12 protein-coding genes and 1 tRNA gene are annotated in these 17,377 nt (G+C 61.6%); 3 read left to right on the top strand and 10 right to left on the bottom strand.

What is annotated here, in order from left to right; all coding sequences use genetic code 11:
- Window positions 1–55: 55 nt before the first annotated feature.
- The 5 genes from HU748_RS08880 to rpsU all read right to left on the bottom strand — a co-directional run bounded on the left by HU748_RS08880 (window position 56) and on the right by rpsU (window position 8,371).
- Window positions 56–132: transfer RNA gene (locus HU748_RS08880), tRNA-Ile, on the bottom strand.
- 15 nt (window positions 133–147) lie between these two features.
- Window positions 148–3,891: a bifunctional diguanylate cyclase/phosphodiesterase gene (locus HU748_RS08875; protein WP_186720110.1), complete on the bottom strand. Its 3,744-nt coding sequence runs from the start codon at window positions 3,889–3,891 to the stop codon at window positions 148–150.
- Window positions 3,892–4,022: 131 nt separating this feature from the next.
- Complete coding sequence (gene rpoD / locus HU748_RS08870) at window positions 4,023–5,876, bottom strand: RNA polymerase sigma factor RpoD (RefSeq protein WP_054892208.1); 1,854 nt, start codon at window positions 5,874–5,876, stop codon at window positions 4,023–4,025.
- A gap of 67 nt (window positions 5,877–5,943) precedes the next feature.
- On the bottom strand, window positions 5,944–7,926 hold the full coding sequence (gene dnaG, locus HU748_RS08865) for a DNA primase (protein WP_186720109.1): 1,983 nt from the start codon (window positions 7,924–7,926) through the stop codon (window positions 5,944–5,946).
- A 229-nt stretch (window positions 7,927–8,155) separates the two neighbouring features.
- Window positions 8,156–8,371, bottom strand: a complete 216-nt coding sequence (gene rpsU / locus HU748_RS08860) for a 30S ribosomal protein S21 (protein ID WP_003255575.1) — start codon at window positions 8,369–8,371, stop codon at window positions 8,156–8,158.
- Window positions 8,372–8,575: 204 nt separating this feature from the next.
- Here rpsU and tsaD point away from each other — a divergent pair, with 204 nt between their 5' ends.
- Window positions 8,576–9,601 (top strand): tRNA (adenosine(37)-N6)-threonylcarbamoyltransferase complex transferase subunit TsaD, encoded by a 1,026-nt coding sequence (gene tsaD / locus HU748_RS08855; protein ID WP_186709539.1) that lies wholly within the window; start codon window positions 8,576–8,578, stop codon window positions 9,599–9,601.
- Between the two features lie 24 nt (window positions 9,602–9,625).
- On the opposite strand, the gene plsY is transcribed toward tsaD, so the two are convergent.
- Window positions 9,626–10,195 carry a glycerol-3-phosphate 1-O-acyltransferase PlsY gene (gene plsY / locus HU748_RS08850; protein WP_186667542.1) on the bottom strand — a complete coding sequence of 190 codons (570 nt, stop codon included), beginning with the start codon at window positions 10,193–10,195 and terminating at the stop codon, window positions 9,626–9,628.
- Between the two features lie 74 nt (window positions 10,196–10,269).
- Between plsY and folB the strand changes: the two genes are divergently transcribed.
- Together folB and folK are read left to right on the top strand one after the other, a co-directional pair.
- Window positions 10,270–10,626: a dihydroneopterin aldolase gene (gene folB, locus HU748_RS08845; protein ID WP_186667543.1), complete on the top strand. Its 357-nt coding sequence runs from the start codon at window positions 10,270–10,272 to the stop codon at window positions 10,624–10,626.
- On the top strand, window positions 10,617–11,126 hold the full coding sequence (gene folK / locus HU748_RS08840) for a 2-amino-4-hydroxy-6-hydroxymethyldihydropteridine diphosphokinase (RefSeq protein ID WP_186667544.1): 510 nt from the start codon (window positions 10,617–10,619) through the stop codon (window positions 11,124–11,126). Before folB ends, folK begins: the two co-directional genes overlap by 10 nt.
- Window positions 11,127–11,173: 47 nt before the next feature.
- Here the strand turns inward: folK and HU748_RS08835 are convergent, their stop codons facing one another.
- The 4 genes from HU748_RS08835 to HU748_RS08820 form a co-directional block, all read right to left on the bottom strand.
- A complete protein-coding gene (locus HU748_RS08835) occupies window positions 11,174–12,271 on the bottom strand; it encodes a multifunctional CCA tRNA nucleotidyl transferase/2'3'-cyclic phosphodiesterase/2'nucleotidase/phosphatase (RefSeq protein WP_186667545.1) in 1,098 nt (365 codons plus the stop codon).
- Between the two features lie 51 nt (window positions 12,272–12,322).
- On the bottom strand, window positions 12,323–13,891 hold the full coding sequence (locus HU748_RS08830; protein WP_186720108.1) for a SpoVR family protein: 1,569 nt from the start codon (window positions 13,889–13,891) through the stop codon (window positions 12,323–12,325).
- Window positions 13,888–15,159, bottom strand: coding sequence for a YeaH/YhbH family protein (locus HU748_RS08825; RefSeq protein WP_054892216.1), 1,272 nt, complete (start codon window positions 15,157–15,159; stop codon window positions 13,888–13,890). The genes HU748_RS08830 and HU748_RS08825 overlap by 4 nt, the downstream gene beginning before the upstream one ends.
- A 129-nt stretch (window positions 15,160–15,288) precedes the next feature.
- Complete coding sequence (locus tag HU748_RS08820; protein WP_186667547.1) at window positions 15,289–17,211, bottom strand: PrkA family serine protein kinase; 1,923 nt, start codon at window positions 17,209–17,211, stop codon at window positions 15,289–15,291.
- Between the last annotated feature and the right edge of the window lie 166 nt (window positions 17,212–17,377).

Here is a 17,377-nt window from a genome sequence, read left to right as displayed (position 1 = left end):
ATCTGAGGTGGTTCCGCCACAAACACGAAAGCCGCGCAATGCGCGGCTTTGAGTATGGTGGGCCCACACGGACTCGAACCGTGGACCAAAGGATTATGAGTCCTCTGCTCTAACCAACTGAGCTATAGGCCCCAGAGGTCGGCCGGATTATAACGAGGGTTTGCTAAGGGTGCCATCTGAAAGATCCGACAGTGCTATACGAAGAAAGGTGGCGGCGAATTCGTCGGCGGGCAGGGGCAGGCTGACGATGTAGCCCTGGATCTGTTCGCATCCTTCTGCGGCGAGGAAGCGTTGCTGGGCCTGGTTCTCCACGCCTTCGGCGATGATGGTCAACTGCATGCTGCGGCCCAGGGCAATGATGGCGCGGGCGATGGCGGCGTCGTTGGGGTCGTCGGGCAGGCCGCGGATGAACGACTGGTCGATCTTGAGGATGTCCAGCGGCAGGCGCTTCAGGTAGCTCAGCGAGGAGTAGCCGGTGCCGAAGTCGTCGATCGCCAGTTGCACACCGAGGTGCTTGAGCTGGTGCAGGATGGCCAGGGCTTCTTCGGCCTGGCTCATGATGAAGTTCTCGGTGATTTCCAGCTGCAGGTCGCCGGCCTTGAGGTGGAAGGTCTTGAGCAGGTGCTCGATCCGCCGGGTCAGGCTGGGCTGGCGCAATTGAGCACCTGCGAGGTTGATCGACAGCGGGCCGAACGCCTGGTAGGTGCGTTTCCAGGTGTGCATCTGCTGGCAGGCCTGCTCCAGCACCCAGTCGCCGAGCTGGAGGATGCTGCCGTTCTCTTCGGCCAGGTGAATGAACTGCTCCGGCGGCACCTCGCCGAAGGTCGGGTGGTTCCAGCGGATCAGCGCCTCGGCACCGACCAACCCCTGGGTCTTGAGGCTGAACTTGGGTTGGTAGTACAGACTCAGTTCGTTGCGTTCGATGGCGCGGCGCAGTTCATGCTCGAGGAAAATACGCTCGCTGGCCTGGGCAGTGAGGTCGAGGGTGTAGCTTTCGACGCGGTTGCGGCCCTTGGCCTTGGAGCGGTACATGGCGGCGTCGGCGTTGCGGATCAGTGTGGCGACGTCGGTGCCGTCCTGCGGGTACAGGCTGATACCGATGCTGGCACTGGTGAAGAACTCGTGCTCGCCGGCCTGAACCGGGGCGTGGAAACACGCCAGTAGCTTGTTGGCGATGGCGCTGGCGTCGCTTGGGCGATGCAGGCCGGGCAACAGGATGATGAATTCGTCGCCGCCCAGGCGGGCGACGGTGTCGACATCGCGAACCTGTTCTTTCAGGCGTTGGGCGATGCTCTTTAGCAAGAGGTCGCCGACCGGGTGGCCGAGGCTGTCGTTGATGTGCTTGAAGCGGTCGAGGTCGAGGAACAGCACTGCGCCCTGGCGGCTGGAGGCCTGGGCGCAGGTGAGGGCAGCCTGCAGGCGGCTCTCGAACAGGGTGCGGTTGGGCAGGCCGGTGAGCGGGTCGTGGTGCGCCTGGTAGTCGAGCTTGGCCTGGGCGTGCTTGAGGCTGGAGATGTCGGCGAACACGGCGACGAAATGGGTGGTCTCGTGCTCACTGTTGCGTACGGCGCTGATGGTCAGCCAACTAGGGTAGAACTCGCCATTCTTGCGTCGGTTGCAGATCTCGCCCTGCCAATGGCCTTCGGCGGTGAGCTGATGCCACATGGCGACGTAGAAGGCGCTGTCGTGTTGACCGGAGGCGAGCAGACGCGGGGTCTGGCCAAGGGCTTCGAGCTCGCTGTAGCCGGTGATCTCGCTGAAGGCGCGGTTGACCGCGCTGATGCGCTGTTCGGTATCGGTGATCAGCACGCCCTCGGCGGTGTTCTCGAAGACCGTGGCGGCCAGTTGCAGTTTTTCCTGCATCATGTGGCGCTCGGTGATGTCGCGGGTAATGGTCAGCATGCAGTCGATGCCGCCGATCGGCAGTGGCCGAGCGGACATTTCACACAGGCGGATCTGGCCGTCGCTACGGCGGATATGGCAACTGAAATCGCGCGCAAAACCATCGCGCTTGAGCAGTTCGATCAGCCGATCACGTTCGTTGAGGTCGGCCCAGATGCCCAGGTCGAGGCTGTTGTGGCCAAGATTCGGGTTGATGTCGTAGCCGGTCAGGCGGCAGAAACCTTCGTTGGCTTCCAGCAGCAGGCCATCGCTCTGGCGCGACAGCAGCAAGCCGTCGGGCGATGCGTGGAAGGCCTTGGCGAACTTCTCTTCGGAAGTCTGCAACTGTTGCTGGGTTTCCTTGAGCTGGCTGATGTCGCGCACGGCAACCACCAGCGCCGGTGTGCCGTCCAGGTCGAAGCTTTCAGCGGAGGTGAGGCCTGTGAATAACTCGCCGTTGCTGCGCCGGAAGCTCATTTCCAGATTGCGGATGCCGCCCAGTTGCATGCGCTCAAGGATCGTCGGGCCGGAGCCCGCAACGCCCCACAGGTCCAGTTCTGTGGCGGTGCGGCCTATGACCTGGGCTGGGCTCAGGCCGATCTGCTCTTCGAATGCTTTGTTGACCTCCAGCAGGCAGCCGTCGCTGTGGCGGGCGATGAGCAGGATATCGGGGCATTGCTCAAACACCGAGGCGAACTTCTGTTCGGATAGGCGCAGGGCATCCTCGGTACGTTTGGTTTCGCTGATGTCGATCATCAGGCCGCGCATCAGCGGCTTGTGGCCTTGCTCGATCATGCTGACGATATTGCGTACCCAGAGGATGTGCCCGTCGGCACGCACCACGCGATAGTCGAGGCTGTGGTCGCGCCCGGCGGCGGTTTCGGCATCGCAGTAGGCCTGGGCCCAGAGGGCGTCTTCGGGGTGCAGGATGCCGCGCCAGAAGCCGGGTTTGAGCCATTCCCGCAGCGGATAGCCGAGCAGGCCCTCGGCATGCGGGGAGACGTAGCTGTAGGTGAAGTCGTTGGCGTCGGCCTCCCAGGCGATGGCCGAAAGGCTCTCGATCAGGCTGCGGTAGTGGTATTCGCTGCTGCGTAGCTCTTGCTCCAGAGCGATCCGCCGCGAAATCTCCGAGCTGAGGCGGCGATTGATGCGCACCATGGCGGCGAGGATCAGCAGCACAACGGCCAATGTCGGCAGGCCATAAATCACTAGGTCGCGCCATAAGCTCCGTTGATCGACGACGTTGCCAACCCAGCGCTCCTGAATGTCACTGATTTCGGTACTGCTCAGGTCGGCCATGACTTTGTCGAGAATGCCGATGAGGATTTTCTGTTCTCGTGGGGCGGCCATGGCCAACTGATAGCGGTAGGGCGTCTCGCCACTGACGTACAGGCCATCGAGCTTGAGCTGGCGTAGGCTCCAGATGCTCGATGCAAGGTCGCCAACCACCGCATCCACTTCGTCGGTAGCCAACGCCTGCAGGGCTGAACTCACATTGGGCAAGGCCACCAGATTGAGATCCGGGTGGTGGGTACGCAGCAACTCATGGGGAGCGTAGTTTTCCACGACCGCGATTTTCAGGCCGTACAGGTCTTTGAGGGTGCGTGGCTGAGGGCCGCCCTCGTGGGCGAGGATGACGATGGGGAAATCGAGGTAGGGGCGGGTGAAGGCCAGGTAGGATTGGCGTTCGGGCGTCGACATGATGCCTGGAAGCAGGTCGATACGGTTCTGTCGTGCTTGCTCAAGTACTTGCGACCAATTGCTGGGCTCGACCGGCTGCAGCGTGACGCCCAGGCGTTGCTGGATCAGGGCAATGTAGTCGGCGGCCAATCCCTGATAGCGACCTTCCTGGTCGCGAAATTCGAATGGCGGCCAAGACGCATCCACGCCCAGGCGCAGCTGCGGATGGGCGTTGAGCCAGGCTTGTTCTTCGTCCGTCAGGGTCAGGGCGCCGGCCGCTGTGTTCCAGATCATCAAGAGCAGCAGCAGAAGTGCCGGCATCAAGGGCATGGCGACCTCTCTCTATCAGGGGGCTGATTCGAGTGTAGACGGACGCGGGTGAAGAGTGCCGGTGAATGCGGCAGATTGCCTGCTGCTTTTTGTCGCCCATGAAAAACCCCGGCCTGGGCCGGGGTTCGTCATCACTCGTCGAGGAAGGAGCGCAGATGCTCGCTTCGCGTCGGGTGGCGCAGCTTGCGCAACGCCTTGGCTTCAATCTGACGGATCCGCTCGCGGGTCACGTCGAACTGTTTGCCGACTTCTTCAAGTGTGTGGTCGGTGTTCATGTCGATACCGAAACGCATGCGCAGCACCTTGGCTTCGCGTGCGGTCAGGCCCGAGAGCACGTCACGGGTGGCTTCCTTGAGGCTTTCGACCGTGGCCACGTCGATCGGGGACTGCATGGTGGAGTCCTCGATGAAGTCGCCCAGATGCGAATCTTCGTCGTCGCCGATCGGGGTTTCCATGGAGATCGGCTCTTTGGCGATCTTCAATACCTTGCGGATCTTGTCCTCAGGCATTTCCATGCGCTCACCCAGCTCTTCCGGGGTCGGTTCGCGACCCATTTCCTGCAGCATCTGCCGGGAAATACGGTTGAGCTTGTTGATCGTCTCGATCATGTGCACCGGAATCCGGATGGTGCGCGCCTGGTCGGCGATCGAACGGGTGATCGCCTGGCGGATCCACCAGGTGGCGTAGGTCGAGAACTTGTAGCCACGACGGTATTCGAACTTGTCCACCGCCTTCATCAGGCCGATGTTGCCTTCCTGGATCAGGTCGAGGAACTGCAGGCCGCGGTTGGTGTACTTCTTGGCGATGGAGATCACCAGACGCAGGTTCGCCTCGACCATTTCTTTCTTGGCGCGACGGGCTTTCGCCTCGCCGATCGACATGCGACGGTTGATCTCTTTGATTTCCGCGACGGTCAGGCCGGTCTCGGTCTCAAGGTCGATCAGCTTCTGCTGGCAGGCGACGATCGCGGCGTCCTTCTCACCCAGGGCGGCGGCCCACTTGGTGCTGCGCTTGGCGAGGTCACCGCTCCAGGTCTGGTCGGTCTCGTTGCTCGGGAACAGGCGCAGGAAGTCGGCACGCGGCATGCGGGCATCACGCACGCACAGTTGCATGATCGCGCGCTCCTGCTGACGCAGGCGGTCAAGGGCACCGCGGACACGCTCGACGAGCACGTCGAACTGCTTGGGCACCAGCTTGATCGGCATGAACAGATCGGCCAGGGCCTGGAGCGCCGCAACGCTTTCCTTGCCACTGCGACCATGCTTCTTCAAGACCTTGTTGGTGGCCTGGAGCTGATCGGAGACGGCGCCGAAACGCTGACGGGCAACTTCTGGATCGGGGCCGCTTTCGCCCTCTTCCTCGCTGTCGTCGCTGTTTTCGTCGCCTTCTTCTTCGTCCTCCGACTCTTCCTTCGCCGCTGCAGTCTTGGCGCCTGGGATCGGTACTTCTTCGGTAGGCGCGGCGATATTGTCGTCAGGGTCGATGTAGCCGCTGAGAACGTCCGACAGACGGCCGCCTTCGGTCGTTACACGGTCGTACTCGCCGAGAATGTGATCGACGGTGCCCGGGAAGTGAGCGATGGCGCCCATGACTTCGCGGATACCTTCCTCGATGCGCTTGGCGATTTCGATCTCGCCTTCGCGGGTCAGGAGCTCGACGGTACCCATTTCACGCATGTACATGCGTACCGGGTCGGTCGTGCGGCCGATATCGGTTTCAACGGCCGCCAACGCTGCGGCGGCTTCTTCGGCTGCGGCTTCGTCGGTGTCGGCTTCCGCCAACAACAGGGCATCCGCATCCGGAGCACTCTCGAATACGTTGATCCCCATGTCGTTGATCATGCGGATGATGTCTTCCACCTGTTCCGGATCTGAAATATCCTCAGGCAGGTGGTCGTTGACCTCCGCGTAAGTCAGGTAGCCCTGCTCACGACCGCGGGTGATCAACTCTTTGATACGAGATTGCTGTTGCGCTTTTCCGGACATAACACCCTATCCACTGAAGGTCTTGGCGGGCAAAAAACAAGCCGAGGATTATACCCGAGCATGGACCTCACGCGCCAGATGAGGTCGGGGTTTGTGCGGGAACATTCCTGCTGAGCAGGGCGAGCAACTGGGATTTTTCCTCGGTGCTCAACTCACTTTGACGTGCTTTCCTGAGCAGATGTTCCAAGCTTCGCTCGCGCTGGCGGGCTGACAAGCTAGTTATGGTGTCGAAAAACTGTTGTTCAAGGTTATCGGCATCGATCAGCCATTCCTTCTCTGCCAGCGCCCGCAACAGACGCCCCTGTTCGGTGCCGTGCCAGCGTGCGATCAGCTGCATGGAGCTTAGCCCAGGATTCTTCTGCACGGCTTCGATCAGGGCCACCAGCAACTGGCTGTAAAGATGTTCTTCGTCGGCGAAATGGCTCGCGTCCTCGACCTTTCCGGCCAGCAGCGGATGGTGCAGCAATGTGCGCAAGGCCGCGAGCGCCGGGGGTTCGACCGGTGCCGGTGTGCGTGGAGGCGCTTCGTCGCGCTGCCAGCCCTTGCCGCCCTTGCGGTTCTTGTCCCAAGGCTTGCCATTGCCATCCCAGGGCTTCTTGCCACCCCCCTTGTTGGGTGTCCAGGGGTGCTGCTCCTGCTGGGTGGGGGCGTAGTCGTAATGCTGTTCACTGAAGTCCGGCGTGTAGCTGGCCATGGCATCGTAGTCATAGCCTGGATCATAGTCCGGTACGCTGGGTGCGGGCGTATTCTGCGCCAACTGCTCCATTTGTTGGACATCAAGACCAGTAATTTCCTTCAAGCGATTGCGCATTAACTGACGCAGATTGGCGCCCGGAATCTTTTCGATCAACGGTGCAGCCAGGGTCGCCATGTGGGCCTTGCCTTCCAGCGAGCGTGGGTCGGCTTCGCTGGCCAGTTGCTCGAAGAAATAGTCGGCGAGCGGCTGGGCGTGCTGATGGATGCGGGCCTGGAAGGCGTCGGTGCCTTCGGCGCGGACCAGCGTATCCGGATCTTCCCCTTCGGGCAGGAACAGGAAGCGCGCACGCCTGCCATCCTGCAGGTTCGCCAGGGTGGCCTCCAGTGCGCGCCAGGCCGCCTTGCGCCCGGCCTGGTCGCCGTCGAAGCAGAACAGCACGTTGGGCACCACGCGGAACAGGCGTTTGAGGTGCTCTTCGCTGGTCGCGGTGCCAAGGGTGGCCACGGCGTTGCGCAGGCCTTGCTGGGCGAGGGCGATCACATCCATGTAGCCCTCGACCACGATGATTTCGTCGAGGTTGCGGTTGTGCTTGCGTGCCTCGAACAGCCCGTACAGTTCCTGGCCCTTGTGGAACACCGGGGTTTCCGGGGAGTTCAGGTACTTGGGCTTGTCATCGCCCAGCACGCGCCCGCCGAAGGCGATCACCCGGCCTCGACTGTCGCGGATCGGGAACATGACCCGATCGCGGAAGCGATCGTAGCGCTTGCCGGTCTCGGCGTTCTCGATCAGCAGGCCGGCGTCGATCATCACCTTCTGTTGCAGGGTGTCGGCGCCAAGGTGCTTGAACAGGTTGTCCCAGCCCGGCGGGGCGAAACCCAGGCCGAAATCACGGGCAATTTCGCCAGACAGGCCGCGGCCCTTCAGGTACTCGACCGCTGCCTTGCGTGTCGGATGGTTGCGCAGCGCCTGGCGATAGAACTCTGCAGCCGCTTCGAGCAGCGGGTACAGCGGCGAATCAGTGGGCTGGCGCGGCTTTTGTCCGCGTCGTCCCTCTTCGCGCGGCACTTCCATGCCTGCGGCGCGGGCCAGTTCCTCGACCGCCTGGGGGAAGTCCAGGTTGTCGTGGTCCATGATGAAGCCCAGGGCGTTGCCCCCGGCGCCACAGCCGAAGCAGTAGTAGAACTGCTTGTCGGGGCTGACGGTGAAGGACGGCGTCTTTTCCTTGTGGAACGGGCAGCAGGCCGAGTGGTTCTTGCCGGTCTTCTTCAGTTGGATGCGCGAACTCACCACGTCGACAATGTCGGTGCGGTTGAGGAGGTCGTCGATGAAACTCTGGGGAATCAGCCCGGCCATGGCAGTCTCGTTATCTGGCTACTGGCAAGTCTAATCGCTGGAGAGAGCAACAAGGGAGATGCGTGTCTGCGTTTCACCTGCCGCATCGGGCATTCTGGTGAGGCGTATGAATTCTGCCCATGGGCGTTTGCCGGGGCGCCCAAGGCACATGGCCGAGGGGTGAAGCGACAACTGCCATTAGCCCGGCACGAGGCCGGGCTGGGCAGAAGCTTTGCGTAGAACGTCTGTATTAGTACAGACGAACGGCTCGGCGCTGTTCGCGCTGAACTTTCTTGGCGTGACGCTTAACAGCGGCAGCAGCTTTGCGCTTACGCTCGGCGGTCGGCTTCTCGTAAAACTCGCGGCTACGAACTTCAGCCAGTACACCGGCTTTTTCGCAGGAGCGCTTGAAACGACGCAGAGCTACGTCGAAGGGTTCGTTCTCTTTAACTTTGACGGCTGGCATCCAGGGCTACCTTAATTCATTACCGGGGTAGACGTGCTCCTGGCAAAACAAAGGTGTGCTGGAGAACGTCGGTTTTCAAGGGTTGCGGATGTTAACCCTTAGCGTGGCGGAATGCAAAGCCTCTGATCGAAAACCGCTGGTCGGCACTCTGCACGGGGACTAGAATGCGCGGCTTCGAATTCAGCCTCCACAAGGCACGGACCCATGCTAGTACTGGGATTGGAAACATCCTGCGACGAAACTGGCGTCGCATTATACGACAGTGAGCGCGGCCTGCTGGCCGATGCGCTGTTCAGCCAGATCGACCTGCACCGCGTCTACGGCGGCGTGGTGCCCGAGCTCGCCTCGCGCGATCACGTCAAGCGCATGCTGCCGTTGATTCGCGAAGTGCTGGATGAAGCCGGCTGCATCGCCGCCGACATCGATGCCATTGCCTACACCGCAGGCCCCGGGCTGGTCGGTGCGCTGCTGGTTGGCGCCTCCTGTGCACAGGCGCTGGCGTTCGCCTGGGACATTCCGGCAATTGGCGTTCACCATATGGAAGGCCACCTGCTGGCGCCGATGCTCGAAGAGCAGCCGCCGCAGTTCCCGTTCGTCGCCTTGCTGGTATCCGGTGGTCACACGCAGTTGGTGCAGGTCGATGGCATCGGCCAGTACGCGCTTCTGGGTGAAAGCCTGGATGACGCGGCAGGCGAGGCCTTCGACAAGACGGCCAAGCTGATCGGTCTGAATTATCCCGGCGGCCCCGAGATCGCTCGCCTGGCCGAGCAAGGTACGCCCGGACGCTTCGTATTCCCGCGGCCGATGACCGATCGCCCGGGGCTTGAGTTCAGCTTCAGTGGCCTCAAGACCTTCGCCCTGAACACCTGGCAGCAGTGCCGTAATGCCGGTGACGACAGCGAGCAAACCCGTTGCGACCTGTCGCTGGCATTCCAGCAGGCGGTGGTGGAGACTCTGACCATCAAGTGCAAGCGTGCCCTCAAGCAGACTGGCCTCAAGCGCCTGGTCATCGCCGGTGGCGTGAGCGCCAACAAGGCGCTGCGGGCATCGCTCGAGGACATGCTCGCGAGCATCAAGGGCAATGTGTATTACGCGCGTCCGAAGTTCTGCACCGACAACGGCGCGATGATTGCCTACGCCGGCTGCCAGCGCCTGTTGGCCGGGCAGCAGCAGGATCTGGCGATCAGTGTGCAGGCGCGTTGGCCCATGGAGCAGTTGCCGCCGCTGTGAGGCAGAGTTTTTCCCGCGAGTGATTCAGAAATGTCGTTCGCGGCCGGCAAACAGGTCGCGCAGGTTGCTACGGTGTCGCCAGACTATAAGTACTGTCAGCACCGTCATTGGCAGCAGCGCGGCCGGTTCGCGCCAGGCCAGCAGCGGCAGGGTCAGCGGCGTGGCGATCAAGGCCGCCAGCGAGCTGGTGCGGGTGAGGTAGAAGGTCAGCAGCCAGGCGCCGATCGCCAGCAGCGCGGCGGGGAAGTACAGGCCCATGAGCATGCCCGCCGCAGTGGCGACGCCCTTGCCGCCCTGGAAGCGGAAGTACAGCGGAAACAGGTGGCCGATCACGGCGCACAGGCCTATCCAGGCCTGGGCCTGCAGGCTCAGGCCGGCAAGGCTCGCCAGCAGCACGGGCAGCAAACCCTTGCACAGGTCGCCGAGCAAGGTGAGGATGGCCAGCTTGCGGCCTGCCAGGCGCAGCATGTTGGTCGCGCCGGCGTTGCCCGAGCCGCTGGAGCGCGGGTCGGGGTTGCCACTGAGGCGGCTCAGGACAATGGCGAAGGACAGCGAGCCGAGCAGGTAGGCGAGCAGCGCCAATAACCAAAACATGCTAACTATTCCGGGCGGGGACGCCCTGATTCTAACGGCGCCAGTCGCCCTTGTCGTGCTGTGGAGAGAAGTGCTTGGACAGAGTGTTCATCGAGGGACTGGAAGTCGATACCGTCATCGGTGCCTATGACTGGGAGCGGGATATTCGCCAGTGCCTGCGCCTGGACCTGAGTTTTGCCTGGGACAACCGCCCGGCGGCGGCCGGTGACGACCTCAGCCTGGCGTTGGACTACGCCAGTGTCTCGGCACGTATCCAGGCCTTTGCCGAACAGTCGCGCTTCGAGCTGGTGGAAACCTTTGCCGAGCGCCTGGCGGCGACCTTGATGGAAGAGTTCGACATTCCGTGGATGCGGTTGAAACTGACCAAGCCCGGTGCCGTACCTGCGGCCCGGGGTGGCGTGGGCGTGGAGATCGAGCGCGGATGTCTCTGAGCACGGTTTACCTGGGGCTGGGCAGCAATATCGACCGCTACCGGCATCTGTGCGCCGGGCTCGATGCGCTGGCGCTCTTTCTCGGTGACATGCGCTGTTCGCCGGCGTTCGAGAGCCAGGCGGTGGGGATCAAGAGCGGGCCGTTCATCAACTTCGTGGTCACGGGCAAGACCGACCTGCCCCTGATGGAGCTGGATCGCCGACTCAAGTTCATCGAGGCGGACAACGGGCGCTATGCCCCGGGGCGCAAGGGCTTGCCGCTGGATATAGACGTATTGATGTATGACGATCTGCACGGCACGTTCGATGGGCTGGTGTTGCCTCGGGCCGAGATCCTGAAGAATGCCTTCGTGCTGTGGCCGCTGTCGTTGCTGGCGCCGGAGCTGGTGCATCCGGGGGCGGGGAAAAGCATGGCGCAGTTGTGGCAGGAAGCGCAGATCGATCAGGTGTTGGCGCCGATCGACTTCGAGTGGCGTGGGTTGCAACTGACGCCTGCGTAAGCCTTGCCGACCTCTTCGCGGGCAAACCCGCGAGAAGGCCGGTCGAGTCAGCTGGCTCGGTAAGCCACGAGCGCTTTCAGGCGTTGGCCTTTGAGTGCCTCCCCCAGGCCCTGGCCGGTGAGCCCCGCCTCCACCAGCGGCTTCACATCCACCGACCGCGCTGCTGCCGCAGCCCCGCGCAGATAATCGGCCTGTGGATAATCCGTATCACCCTGCGACATCGCACAGGCAGCGATGAAGTCCTCGAACCGCTGTGGCCTTCGATAAACGTCGAACTTCTGCAACATCTCCAGTAGCTCCACAGGCGTTAGCTGCAAGGCGTCGTCAGCCTGCCTGGCAAATTCCCCTACCAGCACGGCCAGTTCCTGGCATTCCCGCGGCGCCTTGAAGCGTTGGTTCAGCGCCTTGATCTGCGCCGTTTCCAGGCCCCGCAACAGGCATGCCCAGCGCACGGCCAAAGGCTGCTGATGTTGGGCTGCCTGGCGCAGCGCCGCCAACGTGCCCGCGTTATGCTCCAGTTCGGGCATGAGCTCCTTCAGGGCGCCACATTCACGCAGCACCTGGATAAACACCTGCGGCTCGCTTTCCAGTAACGCCCGTTCGATCTCCTTCCAGCTGCGTTCGGCCGTCAATGCCTGCAGCTCACCTGACTCGGTGATCTGGCGCATGAGCTCGAGGGTGTCGTCGGCAACTTGAAAACCGAGCGGCGCATAGCGGGCGGCAAAGCGGGCAACGCGCAGTACGCGCAGAGGATCTTCGGCAAACGCCGGGGAAACATGGCGAAGAATGCGCTTATCCAGATCAACTTTGCCATGGTAGGGGTCGTACAGATTGCCTTGGTCATCCTCGGCCATCGCATTGATGGTCAGGTCGCGGCGTATCAGATCTTCCTCGAGTGTGACTTCGGGGCTGGCGTGAAACGTGAATCCGCCATAGCCGCGACCGCTCTTGCGCTCGGTGCGCGCCAGGGCGTATTCCTCGCCGGTTTTCGGGTGGATGAAGACGGGGAAATCCGCGCCTACCGGGCGAAAGCCCTGGGCCTGCATCTCTTCGACCGTAGCGCCGACCACCAGCCAGTCGATATCGCTGACCGGGCGCCCGAGCAGACGGTCGCGAACCGCGCCGCCAACTTTATAGATGTGCATGTACAACCTCCGTGACTGCCGACAGCATACCTTGTCGGCAGTCACGAGGTCTCAGAGGTGGTGGATGACGGCGAGGTCCATGCGGCCGTAGTCGCCTGGCTCTCCATGCTCGCCGCGGGGCGGCATGTGGTGGGTCTTCATCACCTGATCGCCCTGTAGGGTTTCCAGGTGGATGTCGAAGCCCCACAGGCGGTGCAGGTGCTTGAGCACTTCCTCGGTGGAGTCGCCCAGCGGTTTGCGGTTGTGCTGCTGGTGGCGCAGGGTGAGCGAGCGGTCGCCACGGCGATCGATGCTCCAGATCTGCACGTTGGGCTCGCGGTTGCCCAGGTTGTACTGCGCCGCCAGTTGTTCACGGATGGTGCGATAGCCTGCCTCGTCGTGAATCGCTGGCACCAGCAGGTCGTCGCGTTGGTCGTCGTCGAGGATGCTGAACAGCTTGAGGTCGCGGATCACCTTGGGGGAGAGGTACTGAAGGATGAAGCTCTCGTCCTTGAAGCTGCTCATGGCGAACTTGATGGTCGACAACCAATCGCTGCCGGCGATTTCCGGGAACCAGCGACGATCTTCTTCCGTCGGGTGCTCGCACATGCGGCGAATGTCCGTGTACATGGCAAAGCCCAGGGCATAGGGGTTGATGCCGCTGTAGTAGGGGCTGTCGAAGCCGGGCTGGAACACCACGCTGGTGTGCGACTGCAGGAACTCCATCATGAAACCGTCAGTGACCAGGCCTTCGTCGTACAGGTCGTTCATCAGTGTGTAGTGCCAGAAGGTCGCCCAGCCTTCGTTCATCACCTGGGTCTGGCGCTGCGGGTAGAAGTACTGTGCGATCTTGCGCACGATCCTCACGACCTCACGCTGCCAGGGCTCGAGCAATGGCGCGTGTTTCTCGATGAAGTACAGGATGTTTTCCTGGGGTTCGGCGGGGAAACGCGCGTCGTCCCTGTCGCTGCCCTTTTCCGTGCCCTTGGGGATGGTGCGCCACAGGTCGTTGATCTGCCGCTGCAGGTGTTCCTCGCGCTCCTTCTGGCGCCGGCGTTCTTCCTCGGCGGAGATGGGGTAGGGCCGCTTGTAGCGGTCGACGCCGTAGTTCATCAGGGCATGGCAGGAGTCGATGAGGTCTTCCACGGCATCGATGCCGTGGCGTTCCTCGCACTGGGCGATGTACTGCTTGGCAAACACCAGGTAGTCGATGATCGAGCTGGCGTCGGTCCAGGTGCGGAACAGGTAGTTGCCCTTGAAGAAGCTGTTGTGCCCGTAGCAGGCGTGGGCGATCACCAGCGCCTGCATGCAGATGGTGTTTTCTTCCATCAGGTAGGCGATGCAGGGGTCGGAGTTGATGACGATTTCGTAGGCCAGGCCCATCTGTCCACGGCTGTAGGACTTTTCGGTGCTGAGGAATTGTTTGCCGTAGGACCAGTGGTGATACCCCAGCGGCATGCCCACCGAGGCGTAGGCGTCCATCATCTGTTCGGCAGTGATCACCTCGATCTGGTTGGGATAGGTATCCAGCGCATAGCGCGCGGCCAGGCGGCTGATTTCCCGGTCGTAGGTCTGGATCAGCTCGAAGGTCCATTCCGAGCCGGTGGAAATGGGTTGGCGTCTCTGTGCTCTGGCGGTCATGTGGCTAACCTGCGCTGGAAGAGTTCACGGAAGACCGGGTAGATGTCACCGGCCGAGACCAACTGTTGCTGGGCGAAGGTGTCGGGAAACGCTTCGCCGATACGTTCGTACTCGTACCACAGTGCCTGATGCTCACGGGGGGTGATCTCGACATAAGTGTAGTACTGCACGTGCGGCATGATCTGCTTGGTCAGGATATCGCGGCAGATGGGGGAGTCGTCGTTCCAGTTGTCGCCATCCGACGCCTGGGCGGCATAGATGTTCCAGTCGCTGGCCGGATAACGCTCGGCCATGATCTCCTGCATCATCTTCAGGGCGCTGGAGACGATGGTGCCGCCGGTCTCGCGCGAATAGAAGAACTCTTCTTCATCCACTTCGCGGGCGCTGGTGTGATGGCGTATGAACACCACCTCGATGCGTTCGTAGTTGCGCTTGAGGAACAGGTACAGGAGGATGAAGAACCGCTTGGCGATATCCTTGGTGGCCTGGGTCATGGAGCCGGAGACGTCCATCAGGCAGAACATCACTGCCTTGGAACTGGGGTTGGGCTGCTTGACCAGCAGGTTGTATTTCAGGTCGAAGGTGTCGAGGAAGGGCAGGCGGTTGATGCGCGCCTTGAGGCGTACGATCTCGGCCTCGACCTCCTGGATGTCGGTGAAATTGTCGGGTTCCTCGACTTTCAGCCGCTCCAGTTCCTTTTGCGCTGCGCGCAACAGGCCGCGGCTGCTGCCGGTCAGGGCGATGCGTCGGGCATGGGCCGAGCGCAGTGTGCGCACGATGTTGATGCGTGACGGGTTGCCCTCGTTGGCGATACCCGCGCGTACGGTCTTGAAGGTATCGGCGCCGGTCAGGTGACGCTTGACCAGGTTGGGCAGCTCCAGGTCTTCGAACATGAATTCGAGGAACTCTTCCTGAGTGATCTGGAAGACGAATTCGTCCATGCCCTCGCCGGAATTACCGGCCTTGCCGCGCCCGCCACCGCCACCACCGCCTTGCGGACGAGCGATATGTTCGCCTGCTGTGAATTCCTTGTTGCCCGGATGAACGATGGTCTGCTTGCCGCCACGGCCGTGGTGCAGCACCGGTTCGTCGATATCGCGTCCGGGGATGCTGATCTGCTCACCATGCTCCATGTCCATGATGGAGCGGCGGCTCACCGCCTCTTCGACGGCCTTCTTGATGTGCTCACGGTACCGGCGCAAAAAACGCTGGCGGTTGACCGTGCTCTTGTTCTTGCCGTTCAGGCGTCGGTCGATTACGTAGCTCATGGTGCCTCCGCTAAGAGCAGCTGCAAGCGTCAAGCTGCGAGACAAAACAGCCACTAGCACCGCAAGCCGAGGCGCAGACCTGACGGTCGCGCCATGCAGCTTGCAGCTTGTGGCTGACAGCTTGTCGCTTTATTGCGATTTCCTGACCCGCAGATACCATTCCGACAGCAGGCGAACCTGTTTGTCGGTGTAGCCACGTTCCACCATCCGGGTGACGAAGTCGTTGTGCTTCTTCTGGTCTTCCTTGCTTGCCTTGGCGTTGAAGCTGATGACTGGCAGCAGGTCTTCGGTGTTGGAGAACATTTTCTTCTCGATCACCACCCGCAGTTTCTCGTAGCTCAGCCAGCTTGGGTTCTTGCCATTGTTGTTGGCGCGGGCGCGCAGCACGAAGTTGACGATCTCGTTGCGGAAGTCCTTCGGATTGCTGATGCCGGCCGGTTTCTCGATCTTCTCCAGTTCTTCGTTGAGGGCGATGCGGTTGAGGATTTCGCCGGTTTCCGGGTCGCGGTATTCCTGGTCCTGGATCCAGAAGTCGGCGTACAGCACGTAGCGGTCGAAGATGTTCTGGCCGTATTCGCTGTAGGACTCCAGGTAGGCAGTCTGGATTTCCTTGCCGATGAACTCGATGTAGCGCGGCGCCAGGTACTCCTTGAGATAACGCAGGTAGCGTTCGCGTACTTCGGCCGGGAATTGCTCCTGTTCGATCTGCTGCTCGAGCACATAGAGCAGGTGCACCGGGTTGGCCGCCACTTCGTGCGGGTCGAAGTTGAACACCTTGGAAAGGATCTTGAACGCGAAGCGGGTCGACAGGCCATTCATGCCTTCGTCGACGCCAGCGGCATCGCGGTACTCCTGGATCGACTTGGCCTTGGGATCGGTGTCCTTGAGGTTTTCGCCGTCATACACGCGCATTTTCGAGTAGATATTCGAGTTTTCCGGCTCTTTCAGGCGCGAGAGTACGGTGAACTGGGCGAGCATCTTGAGGGTGTCTGGCGCGCAATGGGCCTTGGACAGCGAGCTGTTGACCAGTAGCTTGTCGTAGATCTTGATCTCGTCGCTGACCCGCAGGCAGTAGGGCACCTTGACGATGTAGATCCGGTCGATGAACGCCTCGTTGTTCTTGTTGTTGCGGAAGGTATGCCATTCCGACTCGTTGGAGTGGGCCAGCAGGATGCCGGAATAGGGGATCGCCCCAAGGCCCTCGGTGCTGTTGTAGTTGCCTTCCTGGGTGGCGGTGAGCAAGGGGTGCAGGACCTTGATCGGTGCCTTGAACATCTCGACGAACTCCATCAGGCCCTGGTTGGCCCGGCACAGCGCACCCGAGTAGCTGTAGGCGTCGGCGTCGTTCTGCGGGAATTCTTCGAGCTTGCGGATATCCACCTTGCCGACCAGCGCCGAGATGTCCTGGTTGTTCTCGTCGCCGGGTTCGGTCTTGGCGATGGCGATCTGGTTGAGGATCGAAGGGTAGAGCTTGACTACCTTGAACTTGCTGATGTCGCCGCCGAACTCCTGCAGGCGCTTGGTTGCCCAGGGCGACATGATGGTGTTCAGGTAGCGCCGCGAGATGCCGTACTCCTCTTCGAGAATGGCGCCGTCTTCGGTGGCATTGAACAGGCCCAATGGCGACTCGAACACGGGCGAGTCCTTGATGGCGTAGAACGGCACTTTCTCCATCAGCTGCTTGAGTTTTTCGGCCAGCGACGATTTACCGCCACCTACCGGGCCCAGCAGATAGAGGATCTGTTTCTTCTCTTCCAGGCCTTGGGCGGCGTGGCGGAAGTAGGACACGATCTGGTCGATGCACTCTTCCATGCCATGGAAGTCGGCAAAGGCCGGATACCGGCGGATCACCTTGTTGGAGAAGATGCGCGACAGTCTGGAGTTGCTTGAGGTGTCGATCAGTTCCGGCTCACCGATTGCCAGCAACAGCCGTTCAGCGGCCGATGCGTAGGCACTGCGATCCTCTTTGCACAGCTCGAGGTACTCCTGCAGCGAGAGTTCTTCCTGGCGCGTTGACTCGAAACGTTGTTGGAAGTGGCTAAAAATGCTCATGACGTCACCTCGCTCGATACGTGGAGACGACGCCGGATCAGTCAGCTGATGCTGGCATGCAAGCGGCTTTCACCGATTGCTGTTTACCCCCCAGAACACCTTGGAACGCTACCGATGACCCGCACGCCGGTGTACCGGCTCTCCCCTTTTTTGGATGGCCTGCGCT

The sequence above is a fragment of the Pseudomonas sp. RW3S2 genome (genome assembly GCF_014268955.1).
GTDB classification, from domain to species: Bacteria; Pseudomonadota; Gammaproteobacteria; order Pseudomonadales; family Pseudomonadaceae; genus Aquipseudomonas; species Aquipseudomonas wayambapalatensis.
The sequence above is the reverse complement of the archived record's forward strand: the minus strand, read 5'-3'. Positions and strand labels throughout refer to the sequence as shown.

Excerpts from the sequence above, each read along its gene's own strand:
- HU748_RS08875 (WP_186720110.1), bottom strand. The coding sequence starts at position 3,891 with ATGCCCTTGATGCCGGCACTTCTGCTGCTGCTCTTGATGATCTGGAAC.
- rpoD (WP_054892208.1), bottom strand. The coding sequence starts at position 5,876 with ATGTCCGGAAAAGCGCAACAGCAATCTCGTATCAAAGAGTTGATCACC.
- dnaG (WP_186720109.1), bottom strand. The coding sequence starts at position 7,926 with ATGGCCGGGCTGATTCCCCAGAGTTTCATCGACGACCTCCTCAACCGC.
- rpsU (WP_003255575.1), bottom strand. The coding sequence starts at position 8,371 with ATGCCAGCCGTCAAAGTTAAAGAGAACGAACCCTTCGACGTAGCTCTG.
- tsaD (WP_186709539.1), top strand. The coding sequence starts at position 8,576 with ATGCTAGTACTGGGATTGGAAACATCCTGCGACGAAACTGGCGTCGCA.
- plsY (WP_186667542.1), bottom strand. The coding sequence starts at position 10,195 with ATGTTTTGGTTATTGGCGCTGCTCGCCTACCTGCTCGGCTCGCTGTCC.
- folK (WP_186667544.1), top strand. The coding sequence starts at position 10,617 with ATGTCTCTGAGCACGGTTTACCTGGGGCTGGGCAGCAATATCGACCGC.
- HU748_RS08835 (WP_186667545.1), bottom strand. The coding sequence starts at position 12,271 with ATGCACATCTATAAAGTTGGCGGCGCGGTTCGCGACCGTCTGCTCGGG.
- HU748_RS08830 (WP_186720108.1), bottom strand. The coding sequence starts at position 13,891 with ATGACCGCCAGAGCACAGAGACGCCAACCCATTTCCACCGGCTCGGAA.
- HU748_RS08825 (WP_054892216.1), bottom strand. The coding sequence starts at position 15,159 with ATGAGCTACGTAATCGACCGACGCCTGAACGGCAAGAACAAGAGCACG.
- HU748_RS08820 (WP_186667547.1), bottom strand. The coding sequence starts at position 17,211 with ATGAGCATTTTTAGCCACTTCCAACAACGTTTCGAGTCAACGCGCCAG.